Raw genomic sequence first — 20,551 nt, forward strand, 5'->3', positions numbered from 1 at the left:
TTTACTTGTTCGCGCATTCTCGGGAGATCCCTCATGATCGTTATCACCGCCCCAACCGGAAACATCGGACACCAGGTTCTCGACAACGTACTGGCCTTCGACGAGCCGGTTCGCGTCATCGTGCGCGACCCGGCCAGGCTGTCCGCCGACGTCCGTGACCAGGTGGAGGTCGTCCCAGGCTCTCACGGCGATCCGCAGGTCGTCGCCCGCGCGTTCGAGGGCGCCGACGCGGTGTTCTGGCTGCTGCCGACCGACCACCGCGCCCCGAGCGTCGAGGAGGCCTACGTCGGTTTCACCCGTCCCGCGGCCGAGGCGATGCGCGAGCGGGGCGTCAAGCGCGTGGTGAGCGTCAGCGCCCTGGGCCGCACCACCCCGTACGCCGGCCGGGCCGGATACGTGACCGCGTCACTGGCCATGGACGACCTGATCGCCGGCACCGGCGTGGCGTTGCGGGCGCTGGCCCTGCCGTCGTTCATGGAGAACGTGCTACGGCAGGCGCAGGTCATCAAGGAGCAGGGGGTGTTCTTCGACATGATCGCCCCCGACCGGAAGGCGCCCACCGCCGCCACCCGCGACATCGCCGCCGTCGCCGCCCGCCTGCTGCTCGACACCTCGTGGTCCGGCCAGGAGGAGGTGCCGGTGCTCGGCCCCGAGGACCTGTCGTGCGACGACATGGCCGCCGTCATGTCGGAGGTGCTCGGGACGCCGGTGCGCTACCAGCGGGTCCCCGCTCAGGCCCTGAAGGACCGGCTCACCGGCGCGGGCATGTCCGAGGCCATGGCCCAGGGCATGGTGGAGATGCTGATCGCCAAGGACGACGGCCTGGACACCGGAGTCACCCGCACGCCGCAACATGCGGCCGACACGCCCACGACGTTCCGGCAGTGGTGCGAGGAGACCCTCAAGCCCGCGCTGCGGGCCGCCTGATATTCGCGGGTCAGGCGGTGGGCGGGGCCTTGCGGGCGGAGCCGCGGTAGCGGTCGGCGTCGTAGCGGCGCTCGTTGTCGGCCAGCTTCGCCCGCGCCGCCGCCATCAGGTCGACGCCCAGGACGTCGGCCAGCCGCACGAGGTAAAGCGTCACGTCGCCCAGCTCCGTACGCATGCGGGCGAGCGTCTCCGGATCGGGGCTGCGCGACTCCTCGGCCGTCAGCCACTGGAACTCCGCCACCAGCTCCCCGACCTCGCCCGCCAGCGCCATCGCGAGGTTCTTCGGCGTGTGGAACTGCTCCCACTCCCGCACCCGCGCGAACTCCCGCAACCGCTCGGCCAGCCCCTCCAGCTCAGTCGTCACGCCACAGGACCCTACCGATCCCGCCTTGAACCTCCCGCGACGGGAGGTCGTACGGTTCGGGCATGCACGAAGACGGCGCCGAGCAGCGCTGGAGCATCGGCGAGGTGTCCCGTAGGACCGGGATCACCGTCCGGACGCTCTACCACTACGACGAGATCGGCCTGGTCCGACCGGCGCGGCGCACCGCTTCGGGGCACCGCCGCTACACGGCGTCGGACGTGCGCCGCCTCTACCGCGTACGGGCCCTGCGAGGGTTCGGTCTCTCACTGGAGGAGATCGCGACGGTGCTCGCGCGCTCGTCGGACGACCTGGCCACGCTGCGCGACCTGCTGGCCGCGCAGCTGGCCGCGCTGGAGGCGTACGCCGCCCGCGCGGCCCGGCTGAGCGAGCAGCTTCGCGACCTGGTCGGGCAGCTCGACGCGGCGGTCATGCCGGAGCCGGATCAGTTTCTGACGACATTGGAGATGATTTCGGTGTACGAGACGTATTTCACGGAAGAGCAGCGTGAGCAGCTGGCCCGGCGCAGGACCGCCCTCGGGGACGAGACCGTCGAAGCCACCAAGATGGAGTGGCTGGAGCTCGTCCGCGCGTTCAAGCAGCACGTGGCGGACGGCACCCCGGTCGACGATCCCCGCGTACGGGACCTGACCGCCCGCTGGGAGACGATCGGCGTCGCCTACGCGAGCCCCGATCCACAGGAGAACGACCAGATCTCGGCCGCCGCGGCGGCGTTGTGGCGCGACCACCAGGAGGAGATCAGCACGAGGATCAGCAGTCAGCTCGACTGGCTGGCCCCCGACGACCTGCCGAAGATCATGGAGTACGTCGAGCGCGTCCGGCAGGCCCGCTGACCATCGAACTCACTGGGTGGCGTCCTTGAGCAGGGCGCGCAGGCGTTCGACCGGCTCGGCGGCGCCGGAGAAGGACGGGGTCGCGCCGCCCTGGCGGCCCCAGAGCCACAGCAGGACGTCGTGCGGCGAGCCCGACACCGAGGCGTCGGCCTCGGTGGTGGCGCCCGCGGTCACCTCCACCCCCTTGGCCGACGGCCGCACCAGCCAGCTGTGATCACCCGCGTGGATCGACACCGTGCTGCCCTCCGCCGCCGCCAGGCCGTCGCCGAACTCCTCGGGCCACCTGGCCGCCGCGTAGGCGAGGAAGGCCACCAGGATCTCGTCGATGCCGTCGAGGGCCAGGTCGCCGGGGATCGGGGCGAGCGGCTCACCGGCCGCCAGCTCGGCGTCGACCCGGTGAACGACCGTCTCCAGCGCCATCCTGCGGGCCCAGAAGCCGACCGTCTGGTCCGCGTCGTACCAGGTGAGGGCCGGGTCGGCGGGCTTGCGGGAGGTGAGCTCGGCGCGCAGCTCCGACAGGGCGCGGTCGAAGTATCCGGCGGGGTCGGCCGGCTCGGGCGCGAGCGGCCACGGGTCGGGCCAGGCGCCCCGGCGCATCGCCTCGACCTTGTGCAGGTAGACCTCGCCGACGTGCAGCAGCAGGTCGGCGGCCGTCCACCCGGGACACGACGGCACCGCCGCGCCCACGTCACGCACGGCGGCCTCCCGCAGACGCGCGGCGTCACGGTCGAGCAGCTCCAGATACCGGGAGAAGTCCATGCGCCAATTCAAACACATGATCGAGTGTCCTCGGTCACACGGGGATCATGACCATCACCGAGTTCACCGTCGGCCCCCCGTCCGTGCTGGAGCTCGAGTTCGTCCATCACCCGGAGTGGACCCCGCCCGGGTCGGCACGGACCCCGATCGTCGTCCTCCGGTTCGAGGACGTCCACATCCTGGAGTGGCGCCAGGACGACATCCCTCCCGAAGCCCCTCTCGGGCAGGTGTCCACCTTCGACTGGTACGGCGCCGACCTGTTCATGATGGACACTTTGGCGCTGCGGCTGGAGTTCCGCGCGCGGCGGATGCGCGCGAGCGTGCGCGCTCGCGCGGGTCAGCGGGCGAGGAAGCCGAGGACGTGGGGCAGGACCTCCGACGGGCGGCGCGGGGTCGTGGCGTGGTCGGCGTCCGCGACCGAGAAGAACTCCGCGCCGTGGGAACGGGCGTAGTCGCGCATCGGGTCGTGCCAGGGGTCGGCCGTGCCGGCGTACATGAGCGTCGGCACCCCCGAGGCGGCCAGCCGGTCGGCGAGGCCGGGCTCGCGGGAGAACGCCTCGTAGTTCGCGCGGTGCGCCGCCGGATCGCCGGCCTCGATCACGCCCACCTGGTACGCCGACTCCAGCGCCCCGCCCCTCACCAGCTCGTACGGGTCGTGGTCGGCGGGCAGCCCGAGCGCGGCCAGCACGGCGGGCACCCGCGCCATGAACCCGTACGGGTCGTAGGCCCCCGCCACCAGCCGGGTCAGCCGCTCCGGCGCGCAGGCGGCCACCGCGTAACCGGTCAGCGCGCCCAGCGAATACCCCCAGAAGGCGGCCCGGTCGAGCCCGAGGTCGTCGAACACGGCGACGACGGACGCGGCCCGCCGCTCCAGCGCGTACGCCGCCGGGTCGCGGGGCGCGTCGCTCGCGCCCAGCCCGAGCGGATCGACCGCGATCACCGTGTGGGTCTCGGCCAGGACCTCGGTGTAGCCGAGGTGGGCCCAGTGGCCGCCGTCCTCGAACATCCCCGGATGCAGCACCACGGGCGCCCCCGACCCGGACACCGCGTACGCGATCTTGTAGCCGTCAGCATACGCAAAAGGCATGAAATATCCCCTTGTGACCAGGAACGTTATCTCTTGTAACGGGAGTCATCCTGCGCCACGATCGAGAGGCTGAAAAGGAGGCACTTTCTTGGCGCAACGGAACACCGCGGTAACAGACCAGGCCGACTGCCCGCTCCCCGAGGTGCTGCGGCTGATCGGCGACAAGTGGTGCATCCAGATCCTGGTCGAGCTGGGCGAGGGCCCACGCCGCTTCACCCAGTTGGAGCGCGCGATCGACGGCATCAGCCGCCGCATGCTCACCCTCAACCTGCGCAACCTCGAACGCAACGGCCTGGTGAGCAGGACCGTCCACCCCGACGCGCCCCCGAGCGTCGAGTACGCCATCACGCCCCTGGCCGAGGACATCCGCGACCCCCTGGAGACCCTGGCGAACTGGGCCCGCCACGCCGCCCCGGCCCTGATCGCCGCCCGCCAGACGTACGACGCCCGCCTCGGAGCGGAGCGGTGACCTGCCCGGACCACCCGCTCGTCGTCGTGGCAGCCGTGATCGTCCAGCACGAGCGCCTGCTCGTGGTGAGCAAGCAGGCCGCCCCGGACGTCTTCTACCTGCCGGGCGGCAAACCCGAGCCCGGCGAGCAGCCGCTGGAGGCGCTGACCCGCGAGCTCGCCGAGGAGCTCGGCGTCAGGCCGCTGGAGCCCCGCCTCCTGGGAGACGTCGAAGCCCCCGCGGCGCTGGAGGGCGTCCCGATGAGGATGACGGTCTTCCACGCGCGCATCGACCGCACGCCCCAACCCGCCGCCGAGCTCGCGCGCCTCAGATGGATCACCGGCCACGAGCCCGGCCTGCACCTCGCCCCCGCGGTCAGGCACCACGTCCTGCCCGCGCTGAGGCACCGCGGCCTCATCGGGACGCCCGAAGCGAACTGAGCCCCGCAAGGCCGGCGTCCGCACTTGAAAGAGTCATTGCGAAAGAGAGAATCCCTCCAACTGCTCCTTCCACCTGCGCGTCCTGGCGAAGTTCGGCTACATCGAACGTGTCCCCGGCCAGACCGGGCGCGACCGGCCCTGGCGGCTCGTCGACATCGAGCACTTCTGGGACTCCGAGCCGCCCGACGAGGACGGCCGGGCCGCGGCGACCGCCCTCGACCAGGCGTACCTGGACTGGGAGTACGCGCGGATGAAGGCCGCGGGGGCGGCGGCGGTGCCGCAGGAGTGGAAGGGCAAGCTGTCGACCGGCGGTTCCACCCTCTGGCTGACGCCGGACGAGGCGCAACAGCTCCAGCAGGCCATCTCCCGGCTCGTCGACCCGTACGTCGAACGCTGGCACAAGCCCGAGACGCGCCCGGCGGACGGGCGTCCGGTCCGGTTGTTCCACACCACCTACCTCACGCCGTACACGGAACAGCCGTGACGGGCGCGCTCGCCAGCCCTCCGTTCCGGCGATTACTGGGCGGCTGGACGATCGGCAACTTCGCCGGCGGCGCTGTTGCTCACGCTCGGGGTGTGGGCCAAGGACCTGTCGGGCAGCAGCAGCGCCGCCGGCCTGGTCTTTCTCGCGGTGGTCGCCCCGGTCACGCCCTCCCCGCTCATCGGCCTGCTCGCCGACCGGGTCGACCGAAAACCGCTGCTCGTCGGGGCGAACCTCGCCGCCGCCGCGGCCGCCACGACGCTCCTCCTCGTCCAGACGTCCGCCCAGTTGTGGCTCCTGTACGGAGTGGCGTTCGCCTTCGGCGCCCTCGGGCTGGTCAACTCCGCCGCCCAGAGCGGCCTGGTCCGCGACATGTTGCCCGCCCGGCACCTCGACACGGCCAACGGCCTCCTCACCGCCGTCGACCAGGGGCTGCGCATCCTTTCGCCGATCGCGGGCAGCGCGGGAGACGACCGCCGGCCTGGTTCGCCTGCGGAGCGTCCCGCTGCTGTGGCGCATGGTGATGGTGAGCGCGGCGGCGTTCGGCGTCCTCGGCTTCTTCGACACGGCCCTGTTCGAACTCGTGGGCAAGGGGCTCGGGAAGGAGGCCGCGTTCTTCGGGGTGCTGGTGGCCGTTCAGGGGGCCGGCAGTGTGCTCGGCGGCCTGACGGCGGCCGCGGTGTTGCCCCGATGGGGACCTGCGGCGGTGGTCGCGACCTCACTCGCGCTGGTCGGCGTGGCCGGGGTCGCGATGGCGGCCGACCTCGTCGGCGCTCCGCTGCTCGCCTTCGTGGTGACGGCGCTGTTCGCGTGCGGGGTGGCGGCCCCGTGGCTGGTCGTCGCGATGGTCACCACCCGGCAGCGGCTCACGCCCGCCAGGCTCCAGGGCCGGGCCGCCGCGGCCGCCGACGTCGCCATGATGGTGCCGCAGACGGCCTCCATCGCGGACGGCGCGGCGCTCGTCGCCGTCGTCGACTACCGATGGCTGATGATCACCGCAGGAGGGGTCCTGATCGGCTGCGCGTTCGCGCTGACGACGACCTCCACGAGAGCCCTCGCCGCCGCCGCGCCGCTCGATGACGCGCCCCGGGCATCACGGTGAGGAGACCGGCGGTCGCACCACGAACTGCACGGAGGCGACCCTGTCCCCGGCCGCGTCCAGGACCCATTCGTAGACACGGCCGCCCTCCAGCGGAAGGGGCGGAATCGGGATGGCGAAGCTGAAAGTGAGCGGCACCCGTCCGGCCACCGGTTCCAGGCCCGTGACGTCCGGGGAGATCTCGCCGTCGAAGGACAACATCCCGTCGTCATCCGGGGATGGGCGCACGGGCCGGCCTTCGTCGTCGATCAACCGTACGGAGAAGCAGATCTTCTCCCCCACTTCCTCCCACGGAATCCTGATGAATCCGGCGACAGCCGACATCGGCACCGCGGGCCCCGTCACCGACCAGCCCGCTCCCAGCAGGTTGATCTTGCCGGTGGCCACGTCGGTGCTGGCGGAGTCGCTCAACAGGAGAAAGCCCTGCATCAGAGCACGGACCTCGTGAGCTCCACCGCGCCGGCTCCGCGGGTGGGCGCGGACGCCACACCCTGGATCACCATCGGCGCCGAGGTGGACGCGGTGCTGGAGACCGCGCCCGGCGCCTTCACGACGTGGAACACCTCGGCACCGATCGCGAGCGCGTAGCGGCGGATCGTGGACATGCGGGGGTCGCCGCCGACCCGCTCGAAGTCGGACACGGCGGGCTGGCTGCGCCGCATCCGCTCCGCCACGTCCGACTGCGTCAGCCCGAGCTGCTTACGCAGGCCGACGAGGGTCTCGATCAGACGCATGTCGCGCTCGACCGCTGCGCTCTCACGCCGAACCTCTGGATCGGCTGCGTCGATGCCCAGCAATGCGGCGATGTCGCGGTCCACCCCTACCTCCTGCTATCGGGTCAACCTTATATTCTGCTTCGCCATTCGGCCAGCCGGTCCCTCGCCGTCTCGATGGCCCGCTCCTGCGCCCCGCCGCTGCCCTTCTGGTGGAACTTGAGGCCGAGCAGCAGATGCTCGCCGTCCGTGAGCAGCGCGTAGTACAGGCGGTACTCGTTGCCCGCATGGCTCAGACGCGCCTCGCGGAGCCCTCTCCCCAGCGTTCGCACGTCCCGGTCGAGCACGTTGTCGTGCTCGATCCGCCACATCAGGGTGCCGAGCTCGATGAGCGGAGGCTTGCCCTGGAGGACCTCGTGGATCTCCTTGCTGACGACTTCGGCGCCGGCAGGAGTCGTGTAGAACCGCCACCTGGCCTTGGAACGTTCCCCCACGAGCACCTCTTCACCGCGAGTCGCAGCGCCGTCGACACGGCACCCGAATGTAGCGCGGGTCAGGCGGGGCGGGCCGTGCTCTCGCGGACGATGAGCTCGGTGGCGAGTTCGACGCGTTTGGTCTCGGGGACCTCGCCGTGGCCCATGGCGAGGACCGTGCGGGTGGCGAGGGCGGCCATCTCCTGGAGCGGCTGGCGTACGGTCGTCAGCGGGGGCCAGGCCGACTTGGCCAGGGGCAGGTCGTCGAAGCCCACCACGCTCAGGTCCTCCGGCACCCGCAGGCCGCGCTGACGGGCGGCCTCGAAGACGCCGAAGGCCATCAGGTCGCTGCCGGCGAAGATCGCGGTGGGCGGCTCGGGCAGCGACAGCAGCGCGTGCCCCTGGTCGTGGCCGGAGTCGACGAGGAACGTGCCGCGCTTGATCAGCTCGGGCACCACCGGCAGCCCGGCGGTCTCCAGCGCCGCGCGGTAGCCGTCGATGCGCGCCTGGCTGCAGAGCATGTCGGCCGGGCCGCTGATCATGCCGATCCGCCGGTGGCCGAGCTCCAGCAGGTGGCGGGTGGCGGCCAGGCCGCCGTTCCAGTTGGTGGCGCCCACCGAGACGACGCCCGGCGCGGGCTCGCCCTCCGGGTCGACCACCGCGAACGGCAGAGAGCGGGCGCTGAGCTGCGCCTGGATGCCGGTGGACAGCCGGGAGGCGACGATCACCACGCCGTCGGTGCGCCGGGCGGCCAGGCGTTCGAGCCAGTCGCGGCCGGGGCCGGCGTGGGTGTGCAGGACCGAGATGACGACGCTGGCCCCGGCCTCGTGGGCCGCGCTCTCGGCGCCGCGGACGATCTCCATCGCCCACGGCGACTCGATCTCGGCGAAGACCAGGTCGACCAGGCCGGCGGGGGTGTCGTCCTGACTGATGCGCCGCTGGTAGCCGTGCTCCTGGAGCAGTCTCTCCACCCGATGGCGGGTCGCCGGGGCGACTTCCGGACGTCCGTTGATGACTTTCGAGACCGTCGGGATGGAGACCCCGGCCTCCTCGGCGATCAGAGCGATCGTGACCCGCCTCTTACCTGACACAAATCCGGAGTCTAGCCGAAAGTTTCGGTTTGGGATCGCTGGCATACGAGGTGTTGACGCTTTACATGCCGTTTACCTACGATCCAAGCATTGAAATTATCGGGGGTTTCACGAAACTTTCATCCGCCTGAGGAAGGGACCCCGATGAAACGCAGTCTGGTGCTCATCGCGGCCGCCGTACTCGTCGCCGGCTGTGGTGGGGCCGGCGGGAGCGCACAACAGGAGGGCACGGGCGGCTCCCCCGGCCAGGTCACGCTCGAGTGGTGGCACCTGTCGACCGCCGAGCCGCTCAAGTCGCTCTGGGACCAGCGCGCCAAGGAGTTCATGGCCCAGAACCCGAACGTCACCATCAAGGCCACCGTCCTGGAGAACGACGCCTACAAGGCCAAGCTCACCACGATCACGCAGTCCGGCCAGGCCCCCGACCTCTTCGCCACCTGGGGCGGCGGCGTGCTGGCGCAGCAGATCCAGGCCGGCCTGGTCAAGGACATCTCCAGCGACGTCGCCGACGTCCTGCCGAACTTCACCCCGGCGGCGCTCAGCGCGTACCAGTTCGACGGCAAGACCTACGGCCTGCCGACGGACATCGGCGTGGTGGGTTTCTGGTACAACAAGAAACTTTTCGAGCAGGCCGGAATCACCGAGCCGCCCGCCACCTGGTCGGCGTTCCTGGAGGACGTCAGGAAGCTCAAGGCGGCCGGCGTCACCCCGATCGCGCTCGCCGGCAAGGAGAAGTGGCCCGGCCACTACTACTGGGCCTACCTCGCCATGCGCATCGCCGGCCTGGACGCGCTCAGGCAGGCCGCCGTCGACCACGACTTCAACAAGCCCGACTTCGTGGCCGCCGGTCAGCAGCTGAAGGCGCTGGCCGACCTGCAGCCGTTCCAGAAGGGCTTCCTCGGCGCCGGGTACGGCACCCCCGACGGCCAGGCCGCCACGATGGGCAACGGCCAGGCCGCCATGGAACTCATGGGCCAGTGGGCGCCGGCCACGCAGGCCGACGCGGGCGAGGGGCTCGGCGAGGACCTCGGCTTCTTCCCGTTCCCGGCCGTCGAGGGCGGCAAGGGCTCGATCGGGGACGCGTTCGGCGGCGGCGGCGGGCTCGCCGTGGGCGCGGACGCGCCGCCGCAGGCGGTGGAGTTCGTCAAGTACATGACCGCGATGGAGAACCACTCCAAGGCCGTCGAGGCCGGCGGCGTGCTGCCGGTGCTCAAGGGCGAGGAGAACGCGGTCAAGGACCCGAACCTCAAGCAGGTCGCCACCATGCTGGCCGGCGCCACCGGCTACCAGCTCTACCTCGACCAGGCCTACCCGCCGGCCGTGGGCCAGCAGGTCAACGACAGCGTGGCCGAGCTCATCGCCGGGACGAAGACCCCGGAAGAGGTCACCCAGGACATCACGGAAGTCGCGAAAAGCGAAGGATGACGACGCTCACGAAGGGGCCGGAGCTGGTCAAGGCTCCGGCCCCCGCTCCCGCCGCGCGGCGGCGGGGACGATGGGTGACCATCGCCCTGTTCCTGCTGCCCGCCATCGTGCTCTTCCTGATGCTGGTCGTGGCGCCCATGGTGGTGGCCGCGTACGCCAGCCTGTTCCGGTGGAACGGCTTCGGCGGGCTGCCGACCGACTTCATCGGGCTGGACAACTTCACCCGGCTGTTCAGCAGCGAGATCTTCGTCCAGGACATGTGGCACCTGGTGGTGCTGGTCGCGTCGTCGATCTTCGTGCAGCTGCCGTTCTCGCTGGCCGTGGCGATGCTGCTGCACCAGCGCATGCGCGGGCGGGCGATCTACCGGATGGTGTTCTTCGCGCCGTACGTGCTGTCGGAGGTCATCACGGGCGTGCTGTTCTCGCTCATCCTCAGCCCGGGCTCGGGGATGGCGAACCAGGTGCTGTCGGTGTTCGGGTGGGAGTCGGAGTGGCTGGCCGACCCCGACACCGTGCTGCCGTCGCTCTTCCTGGTGATGACGTGGAAGTACTTCGGCTTCCACATGATGATCTATCTGGCCGGCCGGCAGAACATCCCGAACGAGCTCGTCGAGGCCGCGCAGATCGACGGGGCGACGGGCTGGAAGACGTTCCGGTACGTCACGCTGCCGCTGCTCGGCCCGACGATCCGGATCAGCGTCTTCCTGTCGGTCATCTACACGATCCAGCTGTTCGACCTGGTGTGGATCCTCACCGGCGGCGGCCCCTCGCACGCCTCGGAGACGATGGCCGTGACCATGATGGACTGGGGCTTCAAGCGCTCCCAGGTGGGTTACGCCAGCGCGATCAGCGTCGTGATGTTCGTCCTCAGCCTCGTCTTCGCGCTGTTCTACCAGCGTTTCGTCATGCGGCGGGACCTGGAGGGCGCGACCACCTCGATGGGAGGCCGGCCATGAGCCCCACCAGGAAGAAGGCGTCCCCCCGGCGCGGCACCCTGCCGCTGCACGCGATCGCCCTGGTGGTGGGCGCGTTCATGGTCGTGCCGGTGGTGTACGCGCTGCTCGGCGGGTTCAAGCACAACAGCGAGCTGTCCGGGAACCCGTTCGGCCTGCCGGAGACGTGGGTGACGGCCAACTACACCGACGTGCTGGCCTCGGGGTCGTTCTGGCTGCAGTTGTGGAACAGCACGTTCATCGCCGTCGTCACGACCGTGCTGACGGTGGCGCTGTCGGCGCTGGCGGCGTTCGTGTTCGCCCGGTTCGCCTTCCGGGGGCGGGAGTTGTTCTTCACGTTGTTCACGGCCGGGCTGATGTTCCCGTTCGCGGTGGCCATCCTGCCGATCTTCGTGCTGCTGCGCACGTTCGGGCTGCTGGACAACCCGCTGGGGGTGATCCTCACGCAGGCGGCGTTCGGGCTGCCGCTCACGATCATCATCCTGCGCGGCTTCTTCCGCAGCATTCCCGGGGAGATCGAGGAGGCGGCGACGATCGACGGGTGCACGCCGTTCGGGTTCTTCTGGCGGATCCTGCTGCCGATGGCGCGGCCGGCCATCGCGACCGTCTCGGTGCTGGCCATCGTGGGCAGCTGGAACAACTTCATGCTGCCGCTGGTGGTCTTCAGCCAGGAGACGAGCTGGACGCTGCCGCTGGGCATCCAGCAGTTCCAGGGCCAGTACGCCTCCGACACCGCCCGCATCCTGGCCTACCTGATCCTGGCCATGGTGCCGGCGCTCGGCTTCTACGCCATCGCCGAACGCCATCTCGTCGGCGGCCTGACCGCGGGCGCCACGAAGGGGTGAGTCATGCTGCACGTGTCAGGAACCACGCTGGTCGGCGACGACGGCGCCCCGGTGCGGCTGCGCGGCGTCGGGCTCGGCGGCTGGATGAACATGGAGAACTTCGTCACCGGCTTCCCGGCGAACGAGAGCTCCATGCGTCAGGCCGTCCGCGCGGAGCTGGGTGAGGAGCGGGCCGAGCTGTTCTTCGACCGGCTGCTGCGGTCGTTCTTCACCGACAGGGACGCGGCCCTGCTGGCCGGGCTCGGCATGAACTGCGTGCGGATCCCGGTCAACTACCGCCACTGGGAGTCGGACGACCGGCCCATGGAGATCGACCCGGCCGGTTTCCGCCATCTCGACCGGGTGGTCGACCTGCTGGGCGAGCACGGCCTCTACAGCGTGATCGACCTGCACGCGCTGCCGGGCGCGCAGAACCAGCACTGGCACTCCGACAACCCGACGCACGTGGCGGCGTTCTGGCAGCACCGGCACTTCCAGGACCGGGCGGTGCGCCTGTGGGAGGCGATAGCCGGCCACTACCGCGACCATCCGTGGGTGGCCGGCTACAACCCTGTCAACGAGCCGGGCGACGTGTCGGGGAAGGTGATCGGCCCGTTCTACGACCGGCTGGTGAAGGCCATCAGGGCGGCCGACCCGCACCACATCCTGTTCCTGGACGGCAACACGTACGCCACCGATTTCTCGATATTTCGGGAGGTGTACGAGAACGCGGTGTTCGTGCTGCACGACTATGCCGTGGCCGGGTTCGCCCACGGCGGCCCCTACCCCGGCCACACCCGCGGCGAGTGGTGCGACCGCGACGCGCTGGAGCGGACGTTCCTCAAGCGGTCCCGCTTCCAGCGCGAGACGGGCACGCCGCTGTGGGTGGGCGAGTTCGGGCCGGTCTACACCGGCGACCCGGAGGCGGACCGGCAGCGCTACCAGATCCTGCGCGACCAGCTCGCGATCTACGACGCCCACGGCGCGGGCTGGTCGTTGTGGACGTACAAGGACGTGGGGTTGCAGGGGCTGGTGTACGCGTCGGGGGCGTACATGGACCGGTTCGGCGGGTTCGTGGCGAAGAAGCGGCGGCTCGGGGCGGACCGGTGGGGCTCCACCATGGAGGAGACGGCCGACGTGCTGGCCCCGCTGCACGCGCTCATCGAGGGCGAGTGCCCGGCGTGGGACCCGTACCCGTGGGGCGCCCGCTACCAGACCGACGACCTGATCAGGCACATCCTGATCGCGCAGGCGCTGCTGCCGGAGTACGCGGCGCTGTTCCGCGGGCTGAGCGACCACCAGCTGATCGCGCTGGCGGACTCGTTCCTGCTCGACCGCTGCGTACGCCGCGAGCCCCTGCTCCGCCTGCTCGCCGACGCCCTGGCGTGAACCGGAGTGTCGGACGGGTCTGGTAGGACAGGAGTCCCTGGACCCCCTGCCACCCCGAGGACCCCCCGTGATCGACTTCTGGCGCATCGGCGACCATGGCGACGACTACACCCACGTCTACGCCGGGCTGCCGGTGGTGGCCGTTCCGCTCCCCGACGACGTGGAGCCGCCCGACCCGGGCGCCGTCGCCTGGCGCCTCAGCGAACCGTACGGCTCCATCAGCGAATCGTCCGACTCCATCAGCGACACGTTCGACTGGTTGTTCGAGCACGTCGACACCGCGAAGGTCACCGCCATCGTGATCGGCGATTGGCAGGACGCCGCCGACTGGTCCGGCATGGAGGTCGTCGAGCCGCTCATCCGCAACGCCGACCGGCTGCCCGCGCTGCGCTCGCTGTTCCTCGGCGCGATGACGTTCGAGCACTGCGAGCTCTCCTGGATCCAGCAGGACGACATCACTCCGCTGCTGGAGGCGTTCCCGAAGCTGGAACGCCTGGAGGTGCGCGGATCCCAGGGGCTGAGGCTGCAGCCGATGCGGCACGAGTCGCTGCGCATCCTCAGGTACGAGAGCGCCGGCCTGCCGGCCGAGGTGGTGCGCGCGACCGGCGAGTGCGACCTGCCCGCCCTGGAGCACCTGGAGCTCTGGTTCGGCATCGAGCACCAGGGCGGCGACTCCACGGCCGCCGACTGCGCGGCCATCCTGAACGGCGCGCGACTGCCCAGCCTGCGCCATCTCGGCCTGCGCAACTGCCCCTTCACCGACGAACTCGCCCTCGACCTGGCCCACGCCCCCGTCGTCGCCCGGCTGGAGTCGCTCAGCCTGTCGATGGGCTCGCTGGGCGACGCCGGAGCCGAGGCGCTGCTCACCGGCCAGCCCCTCACCCATCTGCGCATGCTCCACCTCGACCACCACTATCTGAGCGAGGCCATGGCCGCCCGCCTGACGGCCACACTGCCGGAGACCGAGGTCGTGCTCACCGACGCCCGCGACCGCGCCACGGACCCCTCCTGGGACTACGTCGCCGTGGGCGAATGATGCCGCGTTCTCCAGCGGCCACGCCACTGCGCCCCGGCCACGGCGTGCGGTACACCGAGATCGCCAACTGGTCCGACGGCGTCGAGACCTCGCAGGCGTACGACACGAAGGGCGTCCTGCAGTTCGGGAAGAAGGGCCTGGCCGCCTACGACATCGCCGGCAGCACGCGGCCTGGTTCGCCCGCTCGGACCTGCGCTCCTGGGCCGCGGGCACGGAGGTCTCCTACAAGCTCACGCTCAGCTCGGCCGGGCTGGTCAGCAGGCTGTGGAGCTCGTACACGGCCAAGGGGGTCTCGGAGGGCTACGAAGACTTCGAGGGCAGCACCGCCATCGTCGACACGCGCTACACCGACTGGGGCGCCAAGGTGTCGGTCAAGACGCCCAGCCCCAGGACCGTCACCGAGTGACCTTGCGGGCGGACACTACGGCCGCGACTGCGTGACGCCGTCGAGGGGTGATCAGGCCGGGACATACGTCCGCAGATATCAACTCATCGACCAGCGCATATTGGACGTATCACCCCTGGTCCTCCTAGCGTTCGTCGGGTGACGGAGCGACGCGCGATCCCCAGCGGATCGACCTTCGAGGAACAGATCGGGCACGCCAGGACAGCCGTCGACGGCGACCGCGTGCACGTGCCGGGGACCGTTCGACCACTCGACCATGACGTCTCGGCCATGATCAGGGAACTCCATGCGAACGAGGAGTTCGAGCAGGTCGACGCGTTGTTCGAGCGGATCTGGGGGTTCGAGCCGGACAGCCGGCCGATCAGCGCCGGGCTGATGCGCGCGCTGACCCACGCGGGCAACTACGTCTCCGGCGCCTTCGACGGCGACCGGATGGTCGGGGCGTCGGTGGGCTTCTTCGGGCAGGACTCGACCCTGCACTCGCAGAACACGGGCGCGGCGGCGGGACGCGGCATCGGCTTCGAGCTGAAGCTGCACCAGCGGCTGTGGGCGCTGGACCGCGGGATCTCCCGGATCACCTGGACCTATGACCCGCTGGTCCGCCGCAACGCGCACTTCAACCTGGCCAAGCTGGGCGCGCGGCCGGCGGAGTACCTGCCGAATTTCTACGGCGTCATGGCCGACGCCGTCAACCACGGCGACGAGTCCGACCGCATCCTGGCCGTGTGGCAGCTGACCGATCCGCGGGTCGAGGCGGCGGTCCGGCGGGTGCCGTACCTGCCGGCGGTGCCGGAGGACGCCGTGGTCGGACTGGGCGACGACGGCGACCGCCCGGTCGAGGGCCGTACCGACGGGCGCGTGGTGCTGGTCGCGGTCCCCGAGGACATCGAACGGCTGCGCGGGGTGGACCCCGGCGCCGCCAAGGCGTGGCGGCACGCCGTACGCGACGTGCTGGGCGGCCTCATGGAGGAGGGCGCCACGGTGACCGGCTTCTGCCGCAAGACCTACTACGTGGTGGAGAGGAACACCTGAAGACACCGGGGTGGAACTGCGGCGGATCACGATGCCGCTGGTCGTTACCTGCGGACGCGGATCGCGCACCGATTAGGTCTCCGAGCCGCGCCCGTCTGTACGTGTGAGATCGACTCACAGGAGGCTGGCACGATGCGGAAACTGATCTTCGGCATGAACGTGACCCTGGACGGCTACATCGCCGCGCCCGGCGACGACATCGGCTGGAGTGGAGGGGACGGACCGGACTCATCACCGAGCGCCGAGCTGTTCCAGCGGTGGTACGAGCAGATGCGGGCGACCGATCTGTCGCTGTACGGGCGCAAGCTGTGGGAAACGATGAGCTCCCACTGGCCGACCGGCGACCAGCAGCCCGGCGCCACCCCGGCGGAGATCGAGTTCGCGCGCCTCTGGCGGGACATGCCGAAGGTGGTGTTCTCATCGACGATCGACAAGGTCGACTGGAACACCCGCCTGGTCACCGGCGACGCGGTCGCCGAGATCGCCCGGCTCAGGGCCGAGGACGGCGGCCCGATGGACATCGGCGGCGCGACGCTCGCCGGTGCGGCCATGCGGGCCGGGCTCATCGACGAGTACGTGCTGGTCACCGTGCCGGTCCTGGTGGGCGGCGGCACGCCGTTCTTCACCGCGCTGGACAGCTGGGTGAACCTGAACCTGGTCGAGACGCGGACCTTTCCCGGCGGCGTGGTGCTGACCCGATACGAGACGAGGCGATGAGGGAACCTTTTCCCGGCCTTCCCTTGTGTTCCGAGTGAGCTGTTGACCCACTCGCTGAAGACGAGGACGACGGTGACGCCGGCCCGTGCGCTGGACTGGTCGACGATGGGGACTCGTCCGATCACAGCGTCGCGGGCAGGCTCAGCCATGGTTTGTCGGTGGCGTCGAATCCGGTGAGCTCGGCGATCTTCCCGTCGACGATGTGCAGGACCGCGATGTTGAACAGACGGTATTCCGGGTCGTCGGGGGTGCGGAGGTACAGCACGGCGGCAGGCATGCGGTTGACCGTCGTGGCGATGCAGCGCCAGTCGTCGTGGCCGCGCTGGAAGAGCCCACCGGAGACCCAGCCGTCCACCGCGTCTTCGGCCGTGACGATCAAGGTGCCCGGCTCGGGCAGCATCGCGAAGCGCAGGTCGTCGCGCAGCAGGGCCATCAGCCCGGTGAGGTCGTTGCTCTCATGGGCGTCCATATACGACTTCACCACGCCGCGCTCGTCGTCCGACAGCTCGTGCGTGGCAGGGCTCCGCCAGTCGAGGCGGCGGCCGGGCAGCTGCTCGCGCATCGTCACGCGCGCCCGCTGCAGTGCGCTGGTCACCGATGCGACGGTCAGCTCGAGGGCGTTGGCGGCCTTCGACGCCGGCCAGCCGAGGACGTCGCGCAAGATGAACACCGCCCGCTGCCGCGGCGGCAGGTGCTGGACGGCGACGATGAACGCCAGCTCGATCGTCTCCCGCGCCACCACCGATTCCTGCGGGTCCTCCGGGAGCATCCGGTCCGGGTAGGGCTGCAGGTAGCGCACTTCCGAGCCCGCGCCCGGCAGCTCGGCAGGCACGGGTGTGCGGTCGTTGCGCTTCTTCAGGAAATCGAGGCAGGCGTTCGTCGCGATCCGGTACAGCCAGGTCCGCAGCGCAGCGTGGCCCTTGAACGACTCCCGCTTGTTCCACGCCCGCAGGAACGTCTCCTGCGTCATGTCCTGGGCGTCCTCGTAGTTCGCGAGCATCCGGTAGCAGTGCACCTGCAGCTCACGCCGGTGGCGCTCCGTGATGAGCGCGAACTGTGCTGCGTCATTTGAGCGGGCCGCCGCGATGAACGCGGCCCCGTCGTCGCCTAGCAGTCTGGCGTCGGTCATGGTCGTCAATCCTTCCGCGGGTGGCGAGGGGCTACCAAGAACTGACGACGTGGCGGAGGATTTCTGAGCGGTGAAACCGCTGGGCGGCCGATCCCAGGCGGCAAGCCCTGTGCGTCGTCCTCGGCGTCCGGGTCACGCAACGGACGGTGCCGGAGCAGAAGGGGCCAGCCGGGATCGCCGTGGGCGGCGAAGTCCACCCAGGCGTTGTGCATGGCCGTGGCCAGGGATTGTGGCGGGTTGGCCCCCACCAGCGCGGCCATGTCGGGGCTTCGCGGGTTGTCGAAGACGAAACCGAGCTCCAGCGCGTGGCCGGCGCCCATGCCGAGCTCGGGAGTGCGCCAGGCGAACTCGTACATCCAGACCTGAGGGTGGGCGTCGGCGATCCGCAGGGCAGGCGGAAACAGCCGTCGGTCAGAGCAGCGGCCAGCACGTCCGCGGGCGAGGCGTCGGGCATGGCCGCCCGATGGCTCTGGATCAGCGCTGGGTCCAGGCCCATCCTGGCCAGCACCCAGGACGCCACCTCGAAGGTGATCAGGCTGTCTCGGCCCGTGGCGAACAGGGACGGCCGGGATTCCTCGCTGGTGTAGCCGACCATCAGCGCGACCTCGGCTCCGGCGCCGTCGGCCATCGCCTGCTCGGGGTGCCAAGTGAGCAGGTGCCCGTCCAGCACCGGCATGAACGGCATCGACGCGGCAGCGGTGGTGGCGCCTGCGTTTTCCAAGATCAGCGGCGGCGGTGCGGGTGGGTCTGGTAGGACGGGGGCGGCTGATCATCCCCCGACTCCTGAGGAATCACCCCCATGACCCAACGCTGGAGCGTCAACAGCCATTGGGACGACTGCACCGCCGGCTACGCCGGTCTGCCGGTGGTCACCGTCCCCCTGCCTGAGGAGGCGGGGCCGGGGCCCGATCCGGGGGCCGTCGCCTGGCGTTTCAGCGAGTCGGAGGGTTGTCTCGCCGACGGTTTCGAATGGTTCTTCCGGCACGTCGACACCGCGAAGGTCACGGCCGTCGTGATCGGCGAGTGGGACGACCCCACGAGCGGGCCGTGCGACGAGATCAACGAGTGGCTCGCCGGCAACGCCGACCGGCTGCCCGAGCTGCGTTCCCTGTTCGTCGGCGCGATGACGTCGGAGCACTGCGAGATCTCCTGGATCCAGCAGGACGACGTCACGCCGCTGCTGGAGGCGTTCCCGAAGCTGGAACGGCTGGAGGTGCGCGGGGCCGACGGGCTGCGACTGCGGCCGGTGCGGCACGAAGCGTTGCGGACGCTCAGGGTCGAGAGCGCCGGCATGCCGGCCGAGGTGGTGCGGGCGGTCGGCGAGGGCGACCTGCCCGCCCTGGAGCATCTGGAGCTCTGGATCGGCATCGAGGACCAGGGCGGCACCTGCACGGCGGCGGACTGCACGGCGATCATGAACGGCGCGCGACTGCCGAGCCTGCGCCACCTGGGCCTGCGCAACTGCCCCTTCGCCGACGAACTCGTCGCCGGCCTGGCCCACGCCCCGGTCGTGGCCCGGCTGGAGTCGCTCAGCCTGGCCATGGGCTCGTTCGGCGATCCGGGCGCGGAGGCGCTGCTCAACGGGCAGCCTCTCACCCATCTGAGCACGCTCGACCTCGACCACCACTTCCTGAGCGAGGCGATGGCGGCCCGCCTGACGGCGGCCCTGCCGGAGACCGAGGTGGTGCTCACCGATCGACGCGACGACGCCGGGGACGGCGCCTGGGGGTACGTGGCGGTGAGCGAGTGACGAACGACCCGGGCGAGACGTTCCTGCCCGAGATCACCGGCGGCGTTCTGGGCGGGCACCGCGACCATTTCGCCGGTCTCCCGGTCACGTTCCTCAACGAGTCCGTCGACGCCCCCGACGAGGTCGCCTGGCTGCTCTACGACGAACCCGACGTCATCGAGGGCGAGACGGAGTCGGACCTGCCGGGCGGGCTGGAGTCCCTGCTGACGCGGCACGACCCCGCGCTCGTGCGGGCCCTGGCGATCAGCGGTTACGGCGCGTCCCACGCGCCCGGGGTGCTGGCGGCTTACGCCGACCGGCTGCCCGGGCTGCGGTCGGTGTTCCTGGGGCTCGCCGAGGCGGAGCAGTGGGAGATCTCCTGGATCCGGCAGGGCGACATCACGCCGCTGCTGGAGGCGTACCCGCGGCTTGAGCGGCTGGAGGTGCGCGGGTCACATGGGCTGGAGCTGCGGCCGTTCGCCCATGACCACCTCAGGGTGCTGCGCTTCGAGAGCGGCGGCCTGCCGCCCGAGGTGGTCAGAGCCCTCGGGGCGTGCACGTTCCCCGCGCTCGAGCACCTGGAGCTGTGGCTCGGCGTCGAGGAGTACGGCGGCGGGGCGACGGTCGCCGACCTTGAGGGCGTCCTGTCGGGGGTGGGAACGCCCGCACTCAGGCGGCTCGGCCTGCGGGACAGCCCCATCCAGGACGACATCGCCGCCGCCGTGGCGGCCGCCCCCGTGGTGACCCGGCTGGAGGAGCTCAGCCTGGGCATGGGCGCGCTCACCGACCGGGGCGCCGAGGCGCTGCTCAGCGGGCAGCCGCTCACCCACCTGCGCCGGCTCGACCTGCGCCATCACTACCTCGGCGAGGAGATGATGACCCGCGTGCGGCAGGCGCTGCCCGGCGTCGAGGTCGACCTGGAGGAGGCGCGGTTCGAGCCGGGCGAATGGACGTACGTGGCGGTGTCGGAGTGACGGGTGCCTCCGGCCGGGAAGCCGGTCGCGAGGGATGGCACGGAGCGGGTCGATCCCATAGAGTAATGATTTGACTACGTTCCGTAAATTATTTGAGGTGCCCATGAAGATCTCTGCCCGGGTGGCCGCTGTCCTGGCCGCGGGCGCGCTGACGCCCCTCGCGCTCTCGGCTCCCGCCGTCGCCGCTCCCCCGCCCGCGTACGC

General features: G+C 70.6%; 25 protein-coding genes and 1 pseudogene. 17 read left to right on the plus strand and 9 right to left on the minus strand.

Annotation, left to right across the window (positions count from 1 at the left end):
* The first annotated feature begins 33 nt into the window (after window positions 1-33).
* Window positions 34-927, plus strand: a complete 894-nt coding sequence (locus C1J01_RS18420) for an NmrA family NAD(P)-binding protein (RefSeq protein WP_111180208.1) — start codon at window positions 34-36, stop codon at window positions 925-927.
* A gap of 10 nt (window positions 928-937) precedes the next feature.
* On the opposite strand, the gene C1J01_RS18425 is transcribed toward C1J01_RS18420, so the two are convergent.
* Window positions 938-1,291 (minus strand): nucleotide pyrophosphohydrolase, encoded by a 354-nt coding sequence (locus tag C1J01_RS18425; RefSeq protein WP_111180209.1) that lies wholly within the window; start codon window positions 1,289-1,291, stop codon window positions 938-940.
* A 62-nt stretch (window positions 1,292-1,353) separates the two neighbouring features.
* Here C1J01_RS18425 and C1J01_RS18430 point away from each other — a divergent pair, with 62 nt between their 5' ends.
* Window positions 1,354-2,142 carry a MerR family transcriptional regulator gene (locus C1J01_RS18430; protein WP_111180210.1) on the plus strand — a complete coding sequence of 263 codons (789 nt, stop codon included), beginning with the start codon at window positions 1,354-1,356 and terminating at the stop codon, window positions 2,140-2,142.
* Window positions 2,143-2,151: 9 nt separating this feature from the next.
* Here C1J01_RS18430 and C1J01_RS18435 read toward each other — a convergent pair whose 3' ends face one another.
* Window positions 2,152-2,901, minus strand: coding sequence for a maleylpyruvate isomerase family mycothiol-dependent enzyme (locus tag C1J01_RS18435; RefSeq protein WP_111180211.1), 750 nt, complete (start codon window positions 2,899-2,901; stop codon window positions 2,152-2,154).
* Window positions 2,902-2,948: 47 nt separating this feature from the next.
* On the opposite strand from C1J01_RS18435, the gene C1J01_RS49160 reads away from it, so the two are divergent.
* On the plus strand, window positions 2,949-3,353 hold the full coding sequence (locus tag C1J01_RS49160) for a hypothetical protein (protein ID WP_146615645.1): 405 nt from the start codon (window positions 2,949-2,951) through the stop codon (window positions 3,351-3,353).
* Here the strand turns inward: C1J01_RS49160 and C1J01_RS18440 are convergent.
* Window positions 3,239-3,988 carry an alpha/beta fold hydrolase gene (locus tag C1J01_RS18440; protein ID WP_111180212.1) on the minus strand — a complete coding sequence of 250 codons (750 nt, stop codon included), beginning with the start codon at window positions 3,986-3,988 and terminating at the stop codon, window positions 3,239-3,241. The genes C1J01_RS49160 and C1J01_RS18440 overlap by 115 nt on opposite strands.
* 88 nt (window positions 3,989-4,076) lie before the next feature.
* Here C1J01_RS18440 and C1J01_RS18445 point away from each other — a divergent pair, with 88 nt between their 5' ends.
* The 5 genes and pseudogenes from C1J01_RS18445 to C1J01_RS52205 all read left to right on the plus strand — a co-directional run bounded on the left by C1J01_RS18445 (window position 4,077) and on the right by C1J01_RS52205 (window position 6,459).
* A complete protein-coding gene (locus C1J01_RS18445; RefSeq protein ID WP_111180213.1) occupies window positions 4,077-4,457 on the plus strand; it encodes a winged helix-turn-helix transcriptional regulator in 381 nt (126 codons plus the stop codon).
* Window positions 4,454-4,876, plus strand: a complete 423-nt coding sequence (locus C1J01_RS18450) for an NUDIX hydrolase (RefSeq protein ID WP_220039973.1) — start codon at window positions 4,454-4,456, stop codon at window positions 4,874-4,876. Before C1J01_RS18445 ends, C1J01_RS18450 begins: the two co-directional genes overlap by 4 nt.
* A 250-nt stretch (window positions 4,877-5,126) precedes the next feature.
* Window positions 5,127-5,360 (plus strand): hypothetical protein, encoded by a 234-nt coding sequence (locus C1J01_RS18455; protein WP_111180214.1) that lies wholly within the window; start codon window positions 5,127-5,129, stop codon window positions 5,358-5,360.
* Between the two features lie 90 nt (window positions 5,361-5,450).
* Window positions 5,451-5,759, plus strand: a pseudogene (locus C1J01_RS53760) (MFS transporter); the annotation flags it as partial.
* 115 nt (window positions 5,760-5,874) lie between these two features.
* The gene (locus C1J01_RS52205) at window positions 5,875-6,459 is read left to right on the plus strand and encodes an MFS transporter (RefSeq protein WP_235854518.1); all 585 of its coding nucleotides are present in this window, start codon (window positions 5,875-5,877) and stop codon (window positions 6,457-6,459) included.
* On the opposite strand, the gene C1J01_RS18465 is transcribed toward C1J01_RS52205, so the two are convergent.
* The 4 genes from C1J01_RS18465 to C1J01_RS18480 are packed head-to-tail and all read right to left on the minus strand — an operon-like array spanning window position 6,451 to window position 8,733.
* Window positions 6,451-6,885: a DUF6941 family protein gene (locus C1J01_RS18465; RefSeq protein WP_111180215.1), complete on the minus strand. Its 435-nt coding sequence runs from the start codon at window positions 6,883-6,885 to the stop codon at window positions 6,451-6,453. The two genes, C1J01_RS52205 and C1J01_RS18465, sit on opposite strands and share 9 nt — an antisense overlap.
* Window positions 6,885-7,274 (minus strand): helix-turn-helix domain-containing protein, encoded by a 390-nt coding sequence (locus C1J01_RS18470; RefSeq protein WP_220039974.1) that lies wholly within the window; start codon window positions 7,272-7,274, stop codon window positions 6,885-6,887. The genes C1J01_RS18465 and C1J01_RS18470 overlap by 1 nt, the downstream gene beginning before the upstream one ends.
* A 26-nt stretch (window positions 7,275-7,300) precedes the next feature.
* Window positions 7,301-7,663 (minus strand): type II toxin-antitoxin system RelE/ParE family toxin, encoded by a 363-nt coding sequence (locus C1J01_RS18475; RefSeq protein WP_146615646.1) that lies wholly within the window; start codon window positions 7,661-7,663, stop codon window positions 7,301-7,303.
* Between the two features lie 59 nt (window positions 7,664-7,722).
* Window positions 7,723-8,733, minus strand: a complete 1,011-nt coding sequence (locus C1J01_RS18480; RefSeq protein WP_111180217.1) for a LacI family DNA-binding transcriptional regulator — start codon at window positions 8,731-8,733, stop codon at window positions 7,723-7,725.
* 144 nt (window positions 8,734-8,877) lie between these two features.
* Between C1J01_RS18480 and C1J01_RS18485 the strand changes: the two genes are divergently transcribed.
* The 7 genes from C1J01_RS18485 (at window position 8,878) to C1J01_RS18515 (ending at window position 16,515) form a co-directional block, all read left to right on the plus strand.
* Entirely contained in the window at window positions 8,878-10,158 is a 1,281-nt protein-coding gene (locus C1J01_RS18485) for an extracellular solute-binding protein (RefSeq protein WP_111180218.1), read from the plus strand.
* A complete protein-coding gene (locus C1J01_RS18490) occupies window positions 10,155-11,114 on the plus strand; it encodes a carbohydrate ABC transporter permease (RefSeq protein WP_111180219.1) in 960 nt (319 codons plus the stop codon). The genes C1J01_RS18485 and C1J01_RS18490 overlap by 4 nt, the downstream gene beginning before the upstream one ends.
* A complete protein-coding gene (locus C1J01_RS18495) occupies window positions 11,111-11,956 on the plus strand; it encodes a carbohydrate ABC transporter permease (RefSeq protein WP_111180220.1) in 846 nt (281 codons plus the stop codon). Before C1J01_RS18490 ends, C1J01_RS18495 begins: the two co-directional genes overlap by 4 nt.
* Window positions 11,957-11,959: 3 nt before the next feature.
* Window positions 11,960-13,324 carry a glycoside hydrolase family 5 protein gene (locus C1J01_RS18500; protein WP_111180221.1) on the plus strand — a complete coding sequence of 455 codons (1,365 nt, stop codon included), beginning with the start codon at window positions 11,960-11,962 and terminating at the stop codon, window positions 13,322-13,324.
* Window positions 13,325-13,391: 67 nt separating this feature from the next.
* Window positions 13,392-14,360 (plus strand): STM4015 family protein, encoded by a 969-nt coding sequence (locus tag C1J01_RS18505; RefSeq protein ID WP_235854519.1) that lies wholly within the window; start codon window positions 13,392-13,394, stop codon window positions 14,358-14,360.
* Window positions 14,361-14,904: 544 nt separating this feature from the next.
* Complete coding sequence (locus C1J01_RS18510) at window positions 14,905-15,798, plus strand: GNAT family N-acetyltransferase (protein WP_235854520.1); 894 nt, start codon at window positions 14,905-14,907, stop codon at window positions 15,796-15,798.
* 132 nt (window positions 15,799-15,930) lie between these two features.
* Entirely contained in the window at window positions 15,931-16,515 is a 585-nt protein-coding gene (locus C1J01_RS18515; RefSeq protein WP_111180222.1) for a dihydrofolate reductase family protein, read from the plus strand.
* A gap of 121 nt (window positions 16,516-16,636) precedes the next feature.
* On the opposite strand, the gene C1J01_RS18520 is transcribed toward C1J01_RS18515, so the two are convergent.
* Window positions 16,637-17,644 (minus strand): RNA polymerase subunit sigma-70, encoded by a 1,008-nt coding sequence (locus C1J01_RS18520; RefSeq protein WP_111180223.1) that lies wholly within the window; start codon window positions 17,642-17,644, stop codon window positions 16,637-16,639.
* Window positions 17,645-17,649: 5 nt separating this feature from the next.
* Window positions 17,650-18,000 carry a hypothetical protein gene (locus C1J01_RS53475; protein WP_111180224.1) on the minus strand — a complete coding sequence of 117 codons (351 nt, stop codon included), beginning with the start codon at window positions 17,998-18,000 and terminating at the stop codon, window positions 17,650-17,652.
* Between the two features lie 443 nt (window positions 18,001-18,443).
* Between C1J01_RS53475 and C1J01_RS18540 the strand changes: the two genes are divergently transcribed.
* Together C1J01_RS18540 and C1J01_RS18545 are read left to right on the plus strand one after the other, a co-directional pair.
* On the plus strand, window positions 18,444-19,394 hold the full coding sequence (locus tag C1J01_RS18540; RefSeq protein ID WP_111180226.1) for an STM4015 family protein: 951 nt from the start codon (window positions 18,444-18,446) through the stop codon (window positions 19,392-19,394).
* Window positions 19,391-20,347 carry an STM4015 family protein gene (locus C1J01_RS18545; protein WP_235854521.1) on the plus strand — a complete coding sequence of 319 codons (957 nt, stop codon included), beginning with the start codon at window positions 19,391-19,393 and terminating at the stop codon, window positions 20,345-20,347. The genes C1J01_RS18540 and C1J01_RS18545 overlap by 4 nt, the downstream gene beginning before the upstream one ends.
* Window positions 20,348-20,551: the final 204 nt, after the last annotated feature.

Source organism: Nonomuraea aridisoli, from assembly GCF_003236395.1.
GTDB lineage: Bacteria > Actinomycetota > Actinomycetes > Streptosporangiales > Streptosporangiaceae > Nonomuraea > Nonomuraea aridisoli.